This is a genomic window from Streptomyces sp. NPDC097640, from assembly GCF_040302705.1.
Classification (GTDB): Bacteria; Actinomycetota; Actinomycetes; order Streptomycetales; family Streptomycetaceae; genus Streptomyces.
Genome location: NZ_JBEOSB010000004.1, coordinates 235,769 through 254,805, shown reverse-complemented (window position 1 = coordinate 254,805; position 19,037 = coordinate 235,769). Strand labels below are relative to the sequence as shown.

The window sequence follows — 19,037 nt, the reverse complement described above, 5'->3', positions numbered from 1 at the left end:
CGGTGCGGCGTGCTCGGTCGCCGGTGTCGGTCGCCGGTGTCAGTCGCCGGTGTCAGTCGTCGGTGGAGGCCGAGACCGAGGACGGCGTCTGCTGCTCCGCCGCCGCGGTCTTCTTGGCCACCGGCTTCTTGGCCGTCGTCTTCTTCGCCGCGGTCTTCTTGGCGGTCGTCTTCTTCGCCGCCGTCTTCTTGGCCGCGGCCTTCTTCGCGGGCGCCTTCTTGGCGGCCTTGCGGGCCGTCTTCTTCGCCGGCGCCGGGGCCGCCGCCTCCTCAGGCTCCGCCGCGGCCTCGGAAGCCACCTCGGAAGCCGTCTCAGCGGCCGCCTCGGGGGCCGTCTCCGGGGCCTCGGGCTCCGGCTCCGGCTCGGCGTCCTGGGCCGCGCTGACGACCACCACGGCCGCCTCCTCGGAGCCCGCAGGCGAGCCCGCGGGAGCGGACACCTTCCGGGTCACCCGACGGCGCGTACGCGGCGCGGACACCGGCTCCGGCGCGACGGTCGGCTCCGGCTCAGCCGCCGCCTCGGCCTTCGGCTCCTCGACCGGCACCACGACCACGGCCGCCTCCGGCTGCTCCGCGGCCTTCGGGGCGCCCGCGGGGGCGGTCACCTTCCGGGTCGCCCGGCGCCGCGTACGGCCACGCGTCGCGGCCGCCTCGGCCTCCGCGGCGCTGCTGTACAGCTCCTCGTCGGCGGCGAAGGTCACCGGCTCCGGCGCGTGCCGGTGCTCCGCGGCCTCGGCGGCGGCCTCGGCCACCGTCTCCGGCTCGGCCTCGACCACGGCCGCCTCGGCGGCCTCAGCGGCCTCGACGACCTCCGGCGCCTGCTCGGGCTGGGCCGCCGCACCCTTCTTCTTCTTGCGCTTGCCGCCACCGCCGACCGCCGTCGGCTGGTCCATGTGGACGAGCAGACCACGGCCGTTGCAGTGCACGCAGGGCTCGGAGAACGACTCCAGCAGGCCCTGGCCGACCCGCTTGCGGGTCATCTGGACCAGGCCCAGCGAGGTGACCTCCGCCACCTGGTGCTTCGTACGGTCCCGGCCCAGGCACTCCAGGAGGCGCCGCAGCACCAGGTCCCGGTTGGACTCCAGCACCATGTCGATGAAGTCGATCACGATGATGCCGCCGAGGTCGCGCAGCCGCAGCTGGCGCACGATCTCCTCGGCCGCCTCCAGGTTGTTCCTGGTGACCGTCTCCTCCAGGTTGCCGCCCTGGCCGGTGAACTTGCCGGTGTTGACGTCGACCACGACCATCGCCTCGGTCCGGTCGATCACCAGGGAGCCGCCGCTGGGCAGCCACACCTTGCGGTCCAGCGCCTTCATCAGCTGCTCGTCGATCCGGTACGTGGCGAACACGTCGACGTCCGACGTCCACCGCTGAAGCCGGTCCGAGAGGTCGGGGGCGACGTGCGAGACGTATCCGTGGATCGTGTCCCAGGCGCCGTCACCGCTCACGATGACCTTGGAGAAGTCCTCGTTGAAGATGTCGCGGACAACCCGGACGGTCATGTCCGGCTCGCCGTAGAGCAGCGTCGGGGCGCCGCCGCCCTTCGCCTTCTTCTGGATCTCCTCCCACTGCGCCTGAAGCCGCTTGACGTCGCGGGACAGCTCCTCCTCGCTCGCGCCCTCGGCCGCGGTCCGGACGATAACGCCCGCGTTCTCGGGGACGATCTTCTTGAGGATCTGCTTCAGACGCGCGCGCTCGGTGTCCGGCAGCTTGCGGCTGATGCCGGTCATCGAGCCCTCGGGCACGTACACCAGGTAGCGGCCGGGGAGGGAGACCTGGCTGGTCAGCCGGGCGCCCTTGTGACCGATCGGGTCCTTGGTGACCTGGACCAGCACGGACTGGCCGGACTTCAGCGCGGTCTCGATCCGGCGCGGGCCGTTGGACAGCCCCAGCGCCTCGAAGTTGACCTCGCCCGCGTAGAGCACGGCGTTGCGGCCCTTGCCGATGTCGACGAAGGCGGCCTCCATCGACGGCAGGACGTTCTGCACCTTGCCCAGGTAGACGTTGCCGACGTAGCTGTTCGACTGTTCCTTGTTGACGAAGTGCTCGACGAGGACGTTGTCCTCCATCACACCGATCTGGGTGCGCTCGCCGTTCTCCCGGACGACCATCACCCGCTCGACCGCCTCACGGCGGGCCAGGAACTCGGCCTCCGTGATGATCGGCACCCGGCGGCGGCCCTGCTCACGGCCCTCGCGGCGGCGCTGCTTCTTCGCCTCGAGGCGCGTCGAGCCCTTGATGGACTGCACCTCGTCGGCGCCGGACTCGGCCTCCTTCGCGCGCCGCTCCCGCGGCTCGCGGATCTTGACGACCGTACGCTCCGGGTCGTCTCCCGACTCGACCTCGGCGGCGTCCCCGCTGCGCCGGCGGCGGCGACGGCGGCGACGGCTGCTGCTGGTGCCGCCGGCCTCGTCCTCCTCGGACTCCTCGGCCCCGGCCTCGCCGGTGACCTGCTCGTCCGCGCCCTCGCCCGCGTGCTCGTCCTCGTAGCGCTCGCCGGCCTCGCCCTCGGCGCGGCCCTCCGCACCCTCGGCGTCCGCGGCCTCGCCACGGCGACGGCGGCGGCCACCGCGGCGACGGCGGCGGGCCGGGCGCTCGCCCGACTCCTCGTCGCCGTGCTCGCCGTCCGCGAGCTCGGCCTCCTCGGCGGTCTCGGCCGTCTCTTCGGCTTCGGCCTGCTCGGGCTGTGCGCCCCGGGCGGCCTGGGCAGACTGGTCTTCGAACGGCTCACCTCGGCGACGGCGACGGCGGCGGGCAGCCGTGGGCGCCGCCTGCTCGGCGACCGCGAACGGCTCCTCGTCCTCCGCCTCGTCCGTCTCGTCCGCCTCCTCGGCGGCCGCGGCGGCGGCCAGGGCGGCGCTCTCGGGCGTCTGGAACACCGGCTCGGTGAACACCGGGGCCTGGAACACGGCGGTCGGCGGGCGCACGGCCCGGCGCCGGCCCCTGGCCGGAGCCTCCGGCTCGGCCTCGGCGGCCTCCGGCTCACCGGCGGACGGCCGCGGGGCCTCGGCCGACTCGTCGGCGGCGGGCGCGGCGGCCGTACGGGTCGTACGACGGCGGGTACGAGCGCGCGGCGCGGCGGTGTCCTCGTCGGCGGCGCTCTCGTCGGCGGGTGCGGCAGAGACCTCGGCAGCGGCGGCTGCCGCCTCCGGCGCCTCGGGCTCGGGCTCGGGCTCGGGCTCGGGCGAGCCTGCCGGGGCGGTCGCCTTACGCGTCGCCCGGCGGCGGGTACGCCGCGCGGTCGGCTCGGCCTCCTCCGCCGCCTCGGCGCCGGACTCGGACGCGGCCTGGGCGGCGGCGTCAGCGGTCTCGGCGGTCTCGTTGATCTCGGCGGGCTGGGTCTCTTCCGCCGTGGCGGCCTCCGGCGAGCCCGCCTGGGCGGTCGCCTTGCGCGCCACCCGACGACGCCTGCGGACCGGAGCCACGGCCTCCTCATCGGCGTCCTCGCCGACGGGCTCCGACGCGGCCACGTCCTCCGCGGCCTGCTCGTCGCCGGTCACCTTGCGCGTCGCCCGACGACGCTTACGGACCGGCTCGTCGGCCTCGGCGGCCTCGCCAGCGGCCTCGGCGGCGACGGCGGTCTCGTCCTCGGCCGCCTCCGGCGAAGCGGCCGGAGCGGACACCTGGCGGGTCGCGCGACGGCGCTTGCGCACCGGCGCCGCGGCCTCGGCGGCCTCATCGGACTCCTCGGCAGGCTGCTCGTCGGCCGCCTCGTCGGGCACGGCAGCGGCCTCGGCGGCGACAACGGTCTCAGCGGGCTCTGCCGGACCGGCAGGAGCGGACGCCTGGCGGGTCGCACGGCGACGCCCGCGGACGGGCGCGGCGGCCTCCTCCGCGGCGTCGGCGTCCTCGGCGGTCTGGGCGGCCGCCTCCGGCGAGCCCGCCTCAGCGGTCGCCTTGCGCGTGGCCCGGCGGCGCGTGCGCGGCGCGGGCACCGGCTCCTCGGCCGGTGTGCCGCCCTCAGCGGCGGGAGCGGACTCCGCCGCGGAGAGCGCGGTCTCGGCGGTCTCCGGCGAGCCCGCCGGGGCCGTCGCCTTCCGCGTGGCGCGACGGCGCGTACGCGGCGCGGGCACCGGCTCCTCCGCCGACGCGGACGGCGCGGCGGCCTGGGCGTCGAGATCGGTGGTCGAGGCGGCCGGTATGGCCGGAGCGGCGGACTGGGCCGCCTCGTCGCCCACCACTGCCGCGGGCGGGCCGGCCGGCCGGGAGGCCGCGCGGCGGCGGCGCGGCGGCAGGGTGTCGCTGGGGGTGTTGTTCTCGGTGGTGTCCCTGGGGGCGACAGCACGCTGAGCGGGCTGTCCCAAGGGCTGGATAGGTTCGATCGGCTCAATAGGCTCGAGCATGCGGGCGTTTCTCCCGTCACGCTCCCGGGCGCCGCGTCCGCGTTCGGCGGCAATCCGCGCTCTGCGCGATTGCCGCCGCCCGCGGCGCGGGCGCCGCACGGGAGCTGTCGTCTCACTCGTCGGGACCGGAAATGCCGGGACCGGCGAAAGTCTCCTGGTCAGCGCGCCTGCCGGACCCGGGGTGGCTCCCTGGTGCACCGGCGGCGCATCGACGGCGGTCCTACGCGGAACCTTCCGGCGCCATCGCGGCGGTCAGCCCGGCGGCCGTGGGTGGGGCGGCCGGTACTGCCTCGCGATCGGGCGCGAGCGGGTCGGTCACCGTGCCGGACTCCTCATCGAGCAGCCCCTGCGCCAGCCTGGTCACCGCTGCGGGGACCGGCGGCGCCAGGTCGGCCGTAGCGCGGAGACCGGACAGGACGTCGTCGGGTCGCACGGCAGGTGTCAGATGCCGTACCACCAGCCGCAGTATCGCACAGGCAGGGTCCCCCGGCCTATCGACCGGGGCCGCGAGGGCCTCGAGCCGGGCGACGGCGCCACGTGCGTCGAAGGACCGCAACCCGTTTTTCGTCCGGCGTTCGACCTCGACCGTTTCGGCGGCGAGGAAGGCGGCGACGGCGCGCTCGGCCTCCTCGGGGGCGACCCCGCTCAGCCGGATCTCCCAGACGGAGGCCTGAAGCCGATCGGCCAGGCCCGGCGTATGGGCCTCGACGGCCTCGGTGACGTCGAGCCCGGCGGGCAGCGACTCGTCGAGGAGCTCACGCAGCCTTTCGGGGTCGCGCGCCTCGGTGAGCTGAATCTCCAGGTACTCGGCCTCACTGCCCGTGCCGGTGGGTGCGGCATTGGCGTACGACACCTTGGGGTGCGGGGTGAACCCCGCCGAGTACGCCATGGGCACCTCGGCGCGGCGCAGCGCCCGCTCGAAGGCGCGCTGGAAGTCGCGGTGGCTGGTGAACCGGAGGCGGCCGCGCTTGGTGTAGCGCAAACGGATGCGCTGCACCGCGGGTGCGGGCGGCGGGCCTTCGGGCTGTCGCTTGCCCAGGGGTCCTTCTCCTTGCCGTCGAAGCCTTGCTGTCGAGGTCTGGCGATCGAGGTGTTGCTGTCGAACGCCGGAGGCCGGGCCCTCACCTTGTGCGGGTGCGTGCCCGTGCCCCTTCCAGCGTACTTGTCGGGCCGTGGGTTACTTGACGGCCGTCGGCGGCGGCAGCTTCCTGCCCGTCGGTCCGATCCGGATCCGCGTGTCCATCTGTGGGCAGAAGCGCCTCTCTCGGCTACGGCTGTGTCCCGGAGAGTCACCGGACTTGCCGGGCTGCCGTGCCGAGCGTGCAATGAATGTGCGAGCGATTCAGAAGGCAGGGAGAGAGGGCAGGGAGGTAGTCGCTGTGGCGAAAGTCCTCTTCATCGTGAGTGGGGCGACGTATTGGGTGCTCAAGGACGGCACCAGGCATGCGACGGGATATTGGGCCGAAGAGTTCGCGATGCCCTACAAGAAGATCACGGAGGGCGGCCATGATGTCGTGGTCGCGACACCCGGCGGTGCGATCCCGAACGTCGACATGATGAGCCTGCGCCCCTCGATGGCGGGTGGTGAGGACGGAGCCCTCGAGCTGGAAGCCATCATCCGTGACGCCGAGGTGTTGCGCCGCCCCCTCAAACTTTCGGACGTCCGTCTCGAGGACTACGACGCGGTGTATCTGCCCGGTGGTCACGGTCCCATGTCGGACTTGGCGTTCGACGCCGATGCCGGCCGCCTGCTGACGGCGCAACTCGCCTCCGGCAGGCCACTCGCGATCGTGTGCCACGCCCCTTCCGCGATGCTGGCCACGAGAATTCACGGCCAGTCACCCTTCAGGGGCTACCGGGTCACGTGCTTCACCAACGAGGAGGAAGAGGCGGTCGGGCTGGCCTCCAGGGCACCGTGGCTGCTGGAGACCGAACTCAAGGACCAGGTCGGCGTCGAATTCAGCCGCGGCCCGATATGGGAGCCGTACATGGTGGAGGACCGCAACCTGATCACCGGACAGAATCCCCATTCAGCAGCGACTCTCGCCGATCGGCTGCTCGAGATCCTCAAGTGACCGGGTGGACCAGGGTGCGGCACCTCGCCCTCGTCCTCAGTGCGTGTGACCACTCACGGCAGGCGTCGGACCAGCGTTCTTGACCGTCAGCGGCAGCAGCTTCTTGCCCGTCGGTCCGATCTGGATCTGCGTGTCCATCTGCGGGCAGACGCCGCAGTCGAAGCACGGGGTCCAGCGGCAGTCGTCGACCTCGGTCTCGTCCAGGGCGTCCTGCCAGTCCTCCCAGAGCCAGTCCTTGTCGAGGCCGGAGTCCAGGTGGTCCCAGGGCAGGACCTCCTCGTAGGCGCGCTCGCGGGTGGTGTACCAGTCGACGTCCACGCCGAACTCGGGCAGCGCCCGCTCGGCGCACTCCATCCAGCGGTCGTAGCTGAAGTGCTCGCGCCAGCCGTCGAAGCGGCCGCCGTCCTCGTAGACCGCGCGGATGACCGCGCCCACCCGGCGGTCGCCGCGGGAGAGCAGGCCCTCGACGATGCCCGGCTTGCCGTCGTGGTAGCGGAAGCCGATGGAGCGGCCGTACTTCTTGTCGCCGCGGATCTTGTCGCGCAGCTTCTCCAGGCGGGCGTCCGTCTCCTCGGCGCCGAGCTGCGGGGCCCACTGGAAGGGGGTGTGCGGCTTGGGGACGAAGCCGCCGATGGAGACGGTGCAGCGAATGTCGTTCTGGCCGGAGACCTCGCGGCCCTTGGCGATGACCTTCATGGCCATGTCGGCGATCTGGAGCACGTCGTCGTCGGTCTCGGTTGGCAGGCCGCACATGAAGTACAGCTTCACCTGGCGCCAGCCGTTGCCGTACGCGGTGGCGACGGTCCTGATCAGGTCGTCTTCCGAGACCATCTTGTTGATGACCTTGCGGATGCGCTCACTGCCGCCCTCGGGGGCGAAGGTGAGGCCGGAGCGGCGGCCGTTGCGGGTGAGCTCGTTGGCGAGGTCGATATTGAAGGCGTCCACCCGGGTCGACGGGAGCGACAGCCCGATCTTGTCTTCCTCGTAGCGGTCGGCGAGGCCCTTGGCGACGTCGCCGATCTCGGAGTGGTCCGCGGAGGACAGGGACAGCAGGCCGACTTCCTCGAAGCCGGTGGCCTTGAGACCCTTCTCGACCATCTCGCCGATGCCGGTGATGGAGCGCTCGCGCACCGGGCGGGTGATCATGCCCGCCTGGCAGAAGCGGCAGCCGCGCGTGCAGCCGCGGAAGATCTCGACGGACATCCGCTCATGGACCGTCTCGGCGAGCGGCACCAGGGGCTGCTTGGGGTACGGCCATTCGTCCAGGTCCATCACGGTGTGCTTGGACACCCGCCACGGCACGCCGGAGCGGTTCGGCACGACGCGGGAGATCCGGCCGTCGGGCAGGTACTCCACGTCGTAGAACTTCGGCACATAGACGCCGCCGGTGCGGGCGAGGCGGAACAGCAGCTCGTCCCGGCCGCCGGGGCGGCCCTCGGCCTTCCAGGCGCGGATGATCTCGGTCATCTCCAGGACGGCCTGCTCGCCGTCCCCGATCACCGCGCAGTCGATGAAGTCCGCGATCGGCTCGGGGTTGAACGCGGCATGGCCACCGGCGACCACGACGGGGTGGTCCTCGGTGCGGTCCGCGGCGTCGAGCGGGATCCCGGCCAGGTCGAGCGCGCTGAGCATGTTCGTGTAACCGAGCTCGGTGGAGAAGGAGAGCCCGAAGACGTCGAAGGCCGCGACCGGGCGGTGCGAGTCAACGGTGAACTGCGGCACCTTGTGCTCGCGCATGAGCGCTTCGAGGTCCGGCCAGACGCTGTACGTGCGCTCCGCGAGCACGCCCTCACGCTCGTTCAGCACCTCGTAAAGGATCATGACGCCCTGGTTGGGCAGACCGACCTCGTACGCGTCCGGGTACATGAGCGCCCAGCGGACGTCGCAGCTGTCCCAGGTTTTGACGGTGGAGTTCAGCTCCCCGCCTACGTACTGGATCGGCTTCTGCACATGCGGGAGCAGGGCCTCGAGCTGCGGAAAGACCGACTCGACAGACATCCGGGAGACCTTCGTGAGCTGACAGGGGTGACCCCCAAGCCTAACCCGCCCGGCGGACACCCCTGACGCCGCTCACGGCCGCAGCGCGGCCCGGTGCTTCTCGCGCGAGACCTCGGCCCACAGCGCGGGCAGCTCGGCCTCCCGCCGCGCGGCCAGCGCCTCCTCCCGGGCGTACAGGACGCCGAAGGTGAAGTCGCGCTCCCCGGCGGCGTGCGCCTGCTCGGCCAGGTCGCGCAGCGCCTCGCGGGCGACCACGCTGTCCTGGTGGTCGCCGAGCAGTTCCTGGAGCTCGGTCATGAGCCCCGCGAACGCTTTGGCGGGCTTGCCGAGCGCGGGGCGGGCGGCCTCGGCGGCGTAGCGGGCGCGCTTGGCCTTCTTGCGCGCCTCGTGCATGGCGATGTCCCGGTCGTGCCCGGGGGGAGCGGCGAGGGCGGCGGCGACGAGGGCGGCGAGCCGTTCGTAGTCGCGCAGCACGGCCGCGAGGATCACGTCCTCGGCGGGGCGGTCGGCGGCGGGCCGCAGCGGCGGGTCGGCGGACAGCGCGTCCAGGGAGGCCAGCAGGGCGAGGTGGCGCTCGCCGTCGAGCACGCCGATCAGCCGCTCGCGCGAGCCACGGCGGCTCGTCCGCGACCAGGTGCCCAGCCGCTCCGCCACGGGGCCGGCGCGCAGCTCGTCGGGAACCTCGGCGAGCCGCTCCTCGATCCGGGCGGTGAGCACCTCGCGGTCGCGGTCGATGCCGAGCTCGCCGGCCAGCCACTTCAGCTCGTCGCCGATGGGATCGGTGACGGCCCGGTCCAGGACCTTGCGGTAGGAGCGGAAGGAGCTGCGCAGGCGGCGGGTGGCGACACGCATGCGGTGGACGGAGTCGGGCGCGTCCAGGCGGACGGCGGGGTCGAGCGAGACGACGGCGGCTATCTGGGCGCGTGCGTAGCGGAGGACCACGTCGCCCGCCGTGGGCCCGGCGCCCTTCGCGCCCTTGCCCGCCTTCTTGCCCGCCTTGGCTTTCTTGTCGGCCGACTCGGCGCCCTTCGTGCCCTCCCGCGCGACGCCGGTCTCGGCCAGCGCCCTGGCCAGCTTGGACGGGGCGGCCGAGCGGCGCAGCCCCGCCTCCGTCAGATGCGATTCGAGCACGTCGAGGAGCGCCGGGTCGCCGCCCGGGGCGAGCTCCATCTCGACCTCCGTCCACCCCACCGGCTCGCTCTGCTCCGGGGTCAGACGGCTGGCGGTGACGCGGTCGGCGGACAGCTCGGCGAGCAGGGCGCCGTCGGCGTCCACGAGGTGTCTGACGTCCCGCTCGGACACCAGGCGGACCAGCGGGACGAGCCCCTTGTCGCGGACGCGGGAGCGTACGAGGGCGGCGAGCTCGGCGGGCAGTGTGTCCGACAGCGGGGCGCGGATCTCGTCGCGGGCGTCCGGCCCGGCGGGCAGCTTGAGGTGCCACCCCGCGTCGCTGCCGCCCGTGCGGCGGCGCAGGGTGATGCGGTCCGCCGCGAGCCGCTGGTCGGCGGTGTCGTAGTACGTGGCGTCCAGCGTGGCCACGCCCTTGTTCACGACCTCCGCGACGCCGGCGACCCCGGTCAGATCGGGGAGCCGGCCGTCGTCGGGGGCCTCGTACTTTCGCTCGATCTCACGCACCGTGTCCGCCATGACGTGAATGTACTGCGGTGCGGCGTTTGAGGGCAGCCCCGGCGGCGGGCGGATCGGGCGTCAGGCCGATACGGGACGCTGTACGCGGATCGACTGAAGCAGGCCGACCGCTATCCACACGGCGAACATCGACGACCCGCCGTACGAGACGAACGGCAGCGGCAGACCGGCCACCGGCATGATGCCCAGCGTCATGCCGATGTTCTCGAACGCCTGGAAGGCGAACCAGGCGATGATCCCGGCGGCGACGACCGTGCCGTAGAGCTCGGTGGTGTCCCGCGCGATGCGGCAGGCGCGCCACAGCACGACGCCGAGCAGCACGATGATCAGGCCCGCGCCGAGGAAGCCCAGTTCCTCCCCCGCGACCGTGAAGACGAAGTCGGTCTGCTGCTCGGGCACGAACTGGCCGGTGGTCTGGGTGCCGTGGAACAGCCCCTTGCCGGTGAGGCCGCCCGAGCCGATCGCGATCCGCGCCTGGTTGGTGTTGTAGCCGACGCCCGCCGGGTCGAGGGCCGGGTTGGCGAAGGCGGCGAAGCGGTCGATCTGGTACTGGTCGAGCACGCCGAGCTGCCAGATCAGGACCGCGCCGATGACGGCCGCGCCGATCAGCCCCACGACCCAGCGGTTGGACGCGCCCGAGGCGAGCAGCACGCCGAGCACGATCACCGCCATGACCATCACCGAGCCGAGGTCCGGCATGAGCAGCACGATCGCGATGGGCAGCGTGGCGAGCCCGAGGGCCTGGACGACGGTGCGGTGGTCGGGGTTGACGCGGTCCCCCGCGTCCACGCGCGCCGCCAGCAGCATCGCCATCCCCAGGATGATGGTGATCTTGGCGAACTCGGAGGGCTGGAGGGAGAAGCCGCCGCCGATCACGATCCACGCGTGCGCCCCGTTGATGGTGGAGCCGAGCGGGGTGAGGACGGCGAGGACGAGGACCACGGACAGCGCGTACAGCACCGGCACGGCCCCGCGCAGCGTGCGGTGGCCGAGCCAGATCGTGCCGACGGCCAGCACCAGCCCGATGCCGGTGTTCATGGCGTGCCGGATCAGGAAGTAGTACGGGTCGCCCTGGTTGAGCTCGGTGCGGTTGCGGGTGGCGGAGTAGACGAGGACGGAGCCGATGGCGGACAGGGCCAGCGCGGCGAACAGCAGTATCCAGTCCAGGCGGCGCACGATCGAGTCGCGCGCCATGAGCTTGCCCCAGGTGCCGCGCTCGGGCGTGAACCGGCGCGTGGTGTACGTGTGCGTAGAGGCACTCACGCTTGCTCGTCCCGCCTTCCGACCGCCTTGACCGGCGGGCCCAGCGGCTGGGCCTGAATGGTGCCATCGGAATCGATCTTGGGGAGGGTCGCCTGGGGCTTGGGCAGCAGCGCCTTCTTGTTGTCGATGCCGCCCTTGGCGTCCACCCCGTAGAGCGCGTTGTAGATGTTGCGCACGGCCGGGCCGGAGGCGCCGGAGCCGGTACCACCCTGGGAGATCGTCATGACGATCGAGTAGTCCTTGGTGTACGTCGCGAACCACGAGGTCGTCTGCTTGCCGTAGACCTCGGCCGTACCCGTCTTGGCGTGCATCGGGATCTTGTTCTGCGGCCAGCCGCCGAATCGCCAGGCGGCGGTGCCGCGGGTCGCGACTCCCGCGAGGGCGCTGTCTATCTGGCGGCGCGTCTGCCCGTCCATCGGCAGCTTGCCGTGCGACTTCGGCTTGATCTCCTGGACCTTCTTGCCGTCGGCGCTGATGATCGCCTTGCCGATGGTCGGGTCGTACAGCGTGCCGCCGTTGCTGATCGCGGCGTAGATGGTCGCCATCTGGATCGGGGTGACGAGCGTGTCGCCCTGGCCGATGGAGTAGTTCACCGAGTCACCGGCGCGCATCTTCATGCCTTCGAGGCAGTTCTCGTAGGCGATCCGCTGGCCGTAGTTCCCGTCCTTCTTGCCGTACTTGCACCAGCCGTTCTTGTTGGCCTTCCAGTAGTCCTTCTTCCACTGGCGGTCCGGGATCCGGCCGGTGACCTCGTTGGGGAGGTCGATGCCGGTCTCCTTGCCGAGGCCGAACTGGTGGGCAGTCTTGTAGAACCAGTCCGCCGGGTGCTTCTTGGGCTTGTTGCCGCCGTCCTTCTGCCACTGCTTGTACGAGAGGTCGTAGAACACGGTGTCGCAGGAGACCTCGAGCGCCCGGCCGAGGCTGATCGGGCCGTAGCCCTTCGACTCGAAGTTCTTGAAGACCTGTGAGCCGATGCTGAACGAGCTGGAGCAGTTGTAGTTGCCGTCGAAGGGGTAGCCGGCGTTGACCGCCGCCGTCGTCGGGATCACCTTGAAGATCGAGCCGGGGGCCGACTGGCCCTGGATCGCCCGGTTCAGCAGCGGATAGTTGGAGCTCTTGCCGGTGAGCTTCTTGTAGTCCTTGCCGGAGATGCCGCCGACCCAGGCGTTGGGGTCGTACGTCGGGTTGGAGGCCATCGCGACCACCCGGCCGGTCTTCGCCTCCATGACCACGACCGCGCCCGCGTCCGCCTCGTACCTGCGGCCCGTGTTCCGGTCCATCTCCTTGCGGGCGTCCTTCATCGCCTGGTCCAGCTCTTTTTCGGCGACGGCCTGCACCCGGGCGTCGATGCTGGTGACGACGTTGGCGCCGGGCTGGGCCTTCTGGCTCTCCGCCTGGCCGATGACCCGGCCGAGGTTGTCCACCTCGTAGCGGGTGACCCCGGCCTTGCCGCGCAGCTGGTCGTCGTACTCGCGCTCCAGGCCGTTACGGCCGACCTGGTCGGAGCGGAGCAGCGGCGAATGGCTGTCCTCGGCCTTCTTGATCTCCTCGTCGGTGACCGGGGAGAGGTAGCCGAGCACCTGTGCGGCGTTGGCGTCGCCCGGGGCGGCGTAGCGGCGTACGGCGGTCGGCTCCGCGCTTATCCCCGGGAAGTCCTCTTCGCGCTCGCGGATCTGGAGGGCCTGCTTGGGGCTGGCCTCGTCGGTGATGGGGATGGGCTGGTACGGCGAGCCGTTCCAGCAGGGCTGGGCCGTCTTGGCGTCGCACAGCCGGACCTTGTCCATCACGTCCTTGGGCTTCATGTCCAGGACCTCGGCGAGACGGGTGAGGACGGCCTTCCCGTCGTCCTTCATCTTCATCAGCTCGGTGCGGCTGGCGGAGACGACCAGGCGGGTCTCGTTGTCGGCGAGCGGCACGCCGCGGGCGTCCAGTATCGAGCCGCGCACGGCGGGGTGGACGACCTGCTGGACGTGGTTGTTGGCGGCTTCCGCGGTGTATTCGTCGCCGTTGCGGATCTGGAGGTACCACAGGCGGCCGCCGAGGGTGAGCAGCAGCGAGAAGACGATGATCTGGATGGCGACCAGCCGGATGGTGACGCGCGGAGTCCGCCCGGTCTCGGGGATGTTGCTCACAGCGGCCCCCACTGGTTGTCAGGCCGGGGGTACGGGGGTTGTCCCCCGGAAGAACGCAGCCTCAAAGCTTCCCCCACTGAATGTCGGATCGAGGCCTCACAGGCGCTTGACCCCCTTGAGCCGTCCCGTCCCTCGGTTGGCGGCCTTCATCAGGAGGCCGCCGCGCTGGCTGCCGACCCGGGAGCCGCCGGAGCTGTCGGCCATCGGGTCGTTCTCGCTCTTTCTGGCCATCCCCATGATCAGCGGCACGGTGAAGGGCGCCAGCAGCAGGTCGTACAGCGCCGCGGTGAACAACAGCTTGCTCAGGCCCACATGGCGGGAGGCGTCGTCGCCGACGAGCTGGCCGACGCCCGCGTACAGCAGCGTGCTGCCGATGGCCGCCGCGACGACCACGAGCATCGGCCCGGTGGCCGACCGGAGCTGGCCGGTCTCGGGCTTGGCGAGGCCCGCCAGATAGCCGATGACGCACAGCACCAGGGCGTACCGCCCGGCGGCGTGGTCGGCGGGCGGGGCGAGGTCGGCGAGCAGGCCGGCGCCGAAGCCGATGAGCGCGCCGCCCGTGTGGCCGTAGACCAGCGCCAGGCCGAGCACGACGAGCAGCAGCAGGTCGGGGACCGCGCCGGGCAGCTGGAGCCGGGCGAGCACACAGACCTGGACGACGAGGGCGATGACCACCAGGAGGGTCGAGAGCAGGACCCGGTTCAGACGCAGCATGGGTCAGCTCCTGTCGGCGGAGGCGCTCGGGGACGAGGTCGGTTTGACCGTGACGGTGACCGTGGGCGCCGGCTTGGGCTTGGCGGGCTTGGGCGGCAGCACCGTGTCCCGCGGGTTCTCGCGCGGCGGCTCGACGACGACCCCGACGATGTCGAGCTTGGTGAAGCCCACGTACGGGCGCACCAGCAGGGTGCGGGTCAGATCGCCGCCCGAGGGGTCGACCCGGACCACCTCGCCGACCGGAACGCCGGGCACGAAGGGCTTGTTGGCGCGGGAGCCGAAGGTGACCAGCCGGTCGCCCTTCTTGATCTTGGCCTTGCCGTTGAGGAGCTGGACGCGCAGCGAGCGGCCGCCCTGACCGTTGGCGAAGCCGAGCTCGCCGGACTTCTCCATGCGGGTGCCGACGGTGAACTCCGGGTCGATGGCCAGGACGACGGTGGCCGTGGACGGGCCGACGGTGGTGACCCGGCCGACCAGGCCGTCGCCGTTGATGACGGTCATGTCGCGGCGGATGCCGTCCTTGCTGCCCACGTCGATGGTGACGGTCCAGGAGAAGCCCCGGGCCGCGCCTATGGCGATGACCTGGGCGCCCTTGATGCCGTACTGGCCGGCGCCGGCGGTCTTGCGCAGCTTGTCCAGCTCGACGACGCGGGCGCGGTTGCGGTCGTCGCTGCCGAGCCGCTGCTTGAGCTCCGCGTTCTCCCGCTCCAGGGCGCTGATCCGGTCATGCCGCTCGCCCGAGTCCCGTACGGCCGCGACGGCGTTGCCGACCGGGTCGACCGCGGACGCGACCCCGTCCTCGACAGGGCCGAAGACGGATGCGGCGGCCTGCCTGGCGCCGTCGAGGGGCGAGTCCTCGCCGCCGCGGATGTCCACCGTGATCAGTGCGAACGCGATGGCGACCAGCAGCACCAGGAGCAGCCGGCTCTCTCGTGTGTCCCTCACGTGCGGCGACGTGCCTTCCTCGTCGGAGTCGGACCGGCCACGTCATTCGTCAGGCGATTTTCACGTGTAGCCGGTCATGGGGAGCCAAATGCCTGTATATCAGTGAACCGCCGCTCCGCCGTACGGGAAGTCGGCCACCCGTACGGCGGATTCACCGGATCGTCATCTGCGGGGCTGGGCGTCCAGCACCTGCTGGAGCGCCTCGAACTCCTCGACGCACTTGCCGGAGCCGAGCGCGACCGAGTCCAGCGGGTCCTCGGCGATGTGGATCGGCATGCCGGTCTCCTGGCGCAGCCGCTCGTCGAGGCCGCGCAGCAGGGCGCCGCCGCCGGTGAGCACGATGCCGCGGTCCATGACGTCGCCGGACAGCTCGGGCGGGCACTTGTCGAGGGTGGTCTTGACCGCGTCGACGATCGAGTTGACCGGCTCCTCCATGGCCTTGCGGACCTCGGCGGCGGAGATCACCACGGTCTTGGGGAGACCGCTGACCAGGTCACGGCCGCGGATCTCGGTGTGCTCCTCCTCCTTGCCCTCGAAGGCGGAGCCGATCGTGATCTTGATGTTCTCGGCGGTGCGCTCGCCGAGCAGAAGGCTGTACTCCTTCTTGATGTGCTGGATGATCGCGTTGTCCAGCTCGTCGCCCGCCACCCGGATGGACTGCGCGGTGACGATGCCGCCGAGCGAGATGACCGCGACCTCGGTGGTGCCGCCGCCGATGTCCACGACCATGTTGCCGGTGGCCTCGTGGACGGGCAGGCCGGAGCCGATGGCGGCGGCCATGGGCTCCTCGATGATGTGCACCTGACGGGCGCCCGCCTGGGTGGAGGCCTCGATGACCGCGCGGCGCTCGACGCCGGTGATGCCCGAGGGCACGCAGACGACGACGCGGGGGCGGGCGAGATAGCGGCGCTTGTGGATCTTCAGGATGAAGTAGCGCAGCATCCGCTCGGTGATCTCGAAGTCGGCGATCACGCCGTCCTTCAGCGGGCGCACGGCCACGATGTTGCCAGGGGTGCGGCCGATCATCTTCTTCGCCTCGGCGCCCACCGCGAGGATTCCGCCGGTGTTGGTGTTGATGGCGACGACGGACGGCTCGTTGAGGACGATCCCGCGGCCCCTGACGTACACCAGCGTGTTGGCGGTCCCGAGGTCGACAGCCATGTCACGGCCGATGAACGACATGTTGTTCCCCATGAGGATGCGTCAGGCCTTCCCAATTGAGCGATTGCTTGCTTGAGGTCGGCAGGATGTGGTGCGCTGCGAGGCGCGGAAGCTCTCATCGTAGTCACGCCCGCTCGAACACGCTGCGGGGGTCCTCCGCCATTGTCAGCAGAACACGGGCCCGCCCCCTGCTAATGGTGACGTCGTGTCGCGGGGATGCGTTCCCCCGATCGGCCCGCATATGCCGAAGGGCGGCCGAACAATGGCGGCCGCCCCAGGTGGGACCGGGTGACCATGTGATGAACGGTCAACCCGGCCCGGACGAGTTCAGGCGGGTTCAGGCGAGCCCGGGGAAGAAGATCTTGATCTCCCGCTGGGCGGACTCCTCGGAGTCGGAGGCGTGGATCAGGTTCTCCCGCACGATCGTGCCGAAGTCGCCGCGGATGGAGCCCGGCGCCGCGGCGATCGGGTCGGTCGGCCCCGCCAGCGCCCGTACGCCCTCGATGACGCGCTCGCCCTCGACGACCAGCGCGACCACCGGGCCGGAGGCCATGAAGTCCACCAGCGGCTCGTAGAAGGCCTTGCCCACGTGCTCGGCGTAGTGCTGCTCCAGCACCTCGCGGCCGAGCTCGCGCAGCTCCAGCGCGCTGATCGTCCAGCCCGCCTTCTTCTCGATGCGGCTCAGGATCTCGCCGATCAGTCCGCGTCGTACGGCGTCGGGCTTGAGAAGGACGAGCGTGCGCTGGGTCACTGCGAGAACTCCCTTGGAACGTGGCATGCGGGTGAAACTGTGCCGCCGAGGCTACATGGGTGAACGACGGCCACGTTACGCAGTGTCAGCACCGGCGGTGCCGGCGCCGGCGGAAGCGAAACGGGCCTTCGCCTCGTCGACCTTGCGGCCGTAGTGGACCGAGGCCCACCACAGCCCCGCGAAGGCCGCGCCCAGAACGTACATGGTGGTGACGATGGTGCCGCTCAGCACCAGGCCGATCTGAAGGGCCCAGCCGATGTGCACCGCGCCGGGGCGGCCGAGCATCCCGCACAGCAGGACGCACAGCGCCATGGCGATGCCGCAGACCGTCCACACCGTGGCCACGGACAGGCCGGAGACCTTCATGGCCACCAGACCGGCGAAGCCGATCACAAAGAATTCACCGATCAGGGTGGATGCGCACAGCGTTCGCATGTCAGCCCCTTCCCAGAAGCAGCCGGGCCTCGCCGACCGTTATCACCGACCCGGTCACCAGCACGCCCGCGCCCGAGTACTCGCTCTCTTCCTCCGCGAGCGTGATCGCCGCCTCCAGGGCGTCGTCCAGCCGCGGCTCGACCTGCACCCGCTCCGCGCCGAAGACCTCGACGGCGAAGCCGGCCAGCTCGTCCACGTCCATCGCGCGCTCGGTGGAGTTGCGGGTGATCACCACCTCCGCGAAGATCGGCTCGAAGGCCTCCAGGACGCCGCGTACGTCCTTGTCGCCGCTCGCGCCGACCACACCGATCAGCCTGCTGAAGCCGAAGGCCTCGGTGACCGCCTCGGCCGCCGCCCGCGCCCCGGCCGGGTTGTGCGCGGCGTCCAGGACCACGGTCGGGCTGCGGCGCACCACTTCGAGCCGGCCCGGGGAGGTGACGGAGGCGAAGGCGGTGCGGACCGTGTCGATGTCCAGGATGCGGGCGTGCTCCGAGCCGACGCCGAAGAACGCCTCCACGGCGGCCAGCGCCACCGCCGCGTTGTGCGCCTGGTGGGCCCCGTACAGCGGGAGGAAGACCTCCGGGTACTCACCGCCGAGGCCGCGCAGGGTCAGCAGCTGGCCGCCGACCGCCACCTCGCGGGAGAGCACGCCGAACTCCATGCCCTCGCGGGCGACCGTGGCATCCACCTCGACCGCGCGCTTGAGGACCACGGACGCGGCCTCCAGCGGCTGCTGTGCCAGCACCACCGTGGCGTCCTGCTTGACTATCCCGGCCTTCTCCGTCGCGATCTGCTCCGGAGTGGTGCCCAGCCGGTCGGTGTGGTCCAGCGAGATCGGCATGATCACCGCGACCCCGGCGTCGATCACATTGGTGGCGTCCCAGACGCCGCCCATGCCGACCTCGACCACCGCGATGTCGACCGGCGCGTCCGCGAAGGCCGCGTACGCCATGCCGGTGAGCACCTCGAAGAACGAGAGCCGGTGCTCCTGTGAGGCGTCGACCATGTCGACGTACGGCCGGATGTCCTGGTAGGTCTCGATGAACCGCTCGGCGGAGATCGGCGCCCCGTCCAGGCTGATCCGCTCGGTGATCGACTGGACGTGCGGGCTGGTGTAGCGGCCGGTGCGCAGGTCGAAGGCGCCCAGCAGCGACTCGATCATGCGGGCGGTGCTGGTCTTGCCGTTTGTGCCGGTGATGTGGATCGAGGGGTAGGCGCGTTGCGGGGAGCCGAGGATGTCCATCAGCGCCTCGACGCGCACCAGCGAGGGGTCCAGCTTGGTCTCGGGCCAGCGCCCCGCGAGCTCCGCCTCCACCTCCCGCAGCGCCCGGTCCAGCTCCGGGTCGGCCGGACGGGAGGGCACTCCGTCCCCCTGCGCCGGCCCGGACCGGGTGCGCAGCGTCCGGCTCCCGGCCTCGATCACGGCGAGATCGGGGTCGCGGTCGGTCTCGGCTCCGACGATCTCGTCGAACTCATCGGGCTCGTTCTGGGGGCTCTCGCTCACGGTCACAGTCTACTTTCAGGGCTCGGTCTGCTTCCGGCGCGTCTCTTTTAGGGCTCGGTCCTCCTCCGGG

13 protein-coding genes are annotated in these 19,037 nt (G+C 71.4%); 1 reads left to right on the top strand and 12 read right to left on the bottom strand.

Going from position 1 to position 19,037, the window contains the following annotated elements; genetic code table 11:
• Positions 1-52 precede the first annotated feature (52 nt).
• Both ABTY62_RS07595 and ABTY62_RS07590 read right to left on the bottom strand, forming a co-directional pair.
• Positions 53-4,342 (bottom strand): Rne/Rng family ribonuclease, encoded by a 4,290-nt coding sequence (locus ABTY62_RS07595; RefSeq protein ID WP_352128470.1) that lies wholly within the window; start codon positions 4,340-4,342, stop codon positions 53-55.
• A 220-nt stretch (positions 4,343-4,562) separates the two neighbouring features.
• The gene (locus ABTY62_RS07590; RefSeq protein ID WP_311722453.1) at positions 4,563-5,339 is read right to left on the bottom strand and encodes a TIGR03936 family radical SAM-associated protein; all 777 of its coding nucleotides are present in this window, start codon (positions 5,337-5,339) and stop codon (positions 4,563-4,565) included.
• Between the two features lie 382 nt (positions 5,340-5,721).
• On the opposite strand from ABTY62_RS07590, the gene ABTY62_RS07585 reads away from it, so the two are divergent.
• Positions 5,722-6,417, top strand: coding sequence for a type 1 glutamine amidotransferase domain-containing protein (locus ABTY62_RS07585; RefSeq protein ID WP_352128469.1), 696 nt, complete (start codon positions 5,722-5,724; stop codon positions 6,415-6,417).
• 36 nt (positions 6,418-6,453) lie between these two features.
• Here the strand turns inward: ABTY62_RS07585 and ABTY62_RS07580 are convergent, their stop codons facing one another.
• The 10 genes from ABTY62_RS07580 to folC form a co-directional block, all read right to left on the bottom strand.
• The gene (locus ABTY62_RS07580; RefSeq protein ID WP_352128468.1) at positions 6,454-8,415 is read right to left on the bottom strand and encodes a TIGR03960 family B12-binding radical SAM protein; all 1,962 of its coding nucleotides are present in this window, start codon (positions 8,413-8,415) and stop codon (positions 6,454-6,456) included.
• Positions 8,416-8,487: 72 nt separating this feature from the next.
• The gene (locus ABTY62_RS07575; RefSeq protein ID WP_352128467.1) at positions 8,488-10,062 is read right to left on the bottom strand and encodes a CYTH and CHAD domain-containing protein; all 1,575 of its coding nucleotides are present in this window, start codon (positions 10,060-10,062) and stop codon (positions 8,488-8,490) included.
• 60 nt (positions 10,063-10,122) lie between these two features.
• Positions 10,123-11,256: a rod shape-determining protein RodA gene (gene rodA / locus ABTY62_RS07570; protein WP_352128647.1), complete on the bottom strand. Its 1,134-nt coding sequence runs from the start codon at positions 11,254-11,256 to the stop codon at positions 10,123-10,125.
• 65 nt (positions 11,257-11,321) lie between these two features.
• Positions 11,322-13,457, bottom strand: a complete 2,136-nt coding sequence (gene mrdA, locus ABTY62_RS07565) for a penicillin-binding protein 2 (protein ID WP_352128466.1) — start codon at positions 13,455-13,457, stop codon at positions 11,322-11,324.
• A 96-nt stretch (positions 13,458-13,553) separates the two neighbouring features.
• A complete protein-coding gene (gene mreD / locus ABTY62_RS07560; RefSeq protein WP_311722916.1) occupies positions 13,554-14,168 on the bottom strand; it encodes a rod shape-determining protein MreD in 615 nt (204 codons plus the stop codon).
• A gap of 6 nt (positions 14,169-14,174) precedes the next feature.
• On the bottom strand, positions 14,175-15,116 hold the full coding sequence (mreC, locus tag ABTY62_RS07555; RefSeq protein ID WP_311722448.1) for a rod shape-determining protein MreC: 942 nt from the start codon (positions 15,114-15,116) through the stop codon (positions 14,175-14,177).
• Positions 15,117-15,278: 162 nt separating this feature from the next.
• Positions 15,279-16,298: a rod shape-determining protein gene (locus ABTY62_RS07550; RefSeq protein WP_311722447.1), complete on the bottom strand. Its 1,020-nt coding sequence runs from the start codon at positions 16,296-16,298 to the stop codon at positions 15,279-15,281.
• Between the two features lie 316 nt (positions 16,299-16,614).
• The gene (ndk, locus tag ABTY62_RS07545; RefSeq protein WP_311722446.1) at positions 16,615-17,028 is read right to left on the bottom strand and encodes a nucleoside-diphosphate kinase; all 414 of its coding nucleotides are present in this window, start codon (positions 17,026-17,028) and stop codon (positions 16,615-16,617) included.
• Between the two features lie 75 nt (positions 17,029-17,103).
• Positions 17,104-17,463, bottom strand: a complete 360-nt coding sequence (locus tag ABTY62_RS07540; RefSeq protein ID WP_352128465.1) for a DUF4233 domain-containing protein — start codon at positions 17,461-17,463, stop codon at positions 17,104-17,106.
• 1 nt (position 17,464) lies between these two features.
• Entirely contained in the window at positions 17,465-18,967 is a 1,503-nt protein-coding gene (folC, locus tag ABTY62_RS07535; protein ID WP_352128464.1) for a bifunctional tetrahydrofolate synthase/dihydrofolate synthase, read from the bottom strand.
• Positions 18,968-19,037: the final 70 nt, after the last annotated feature.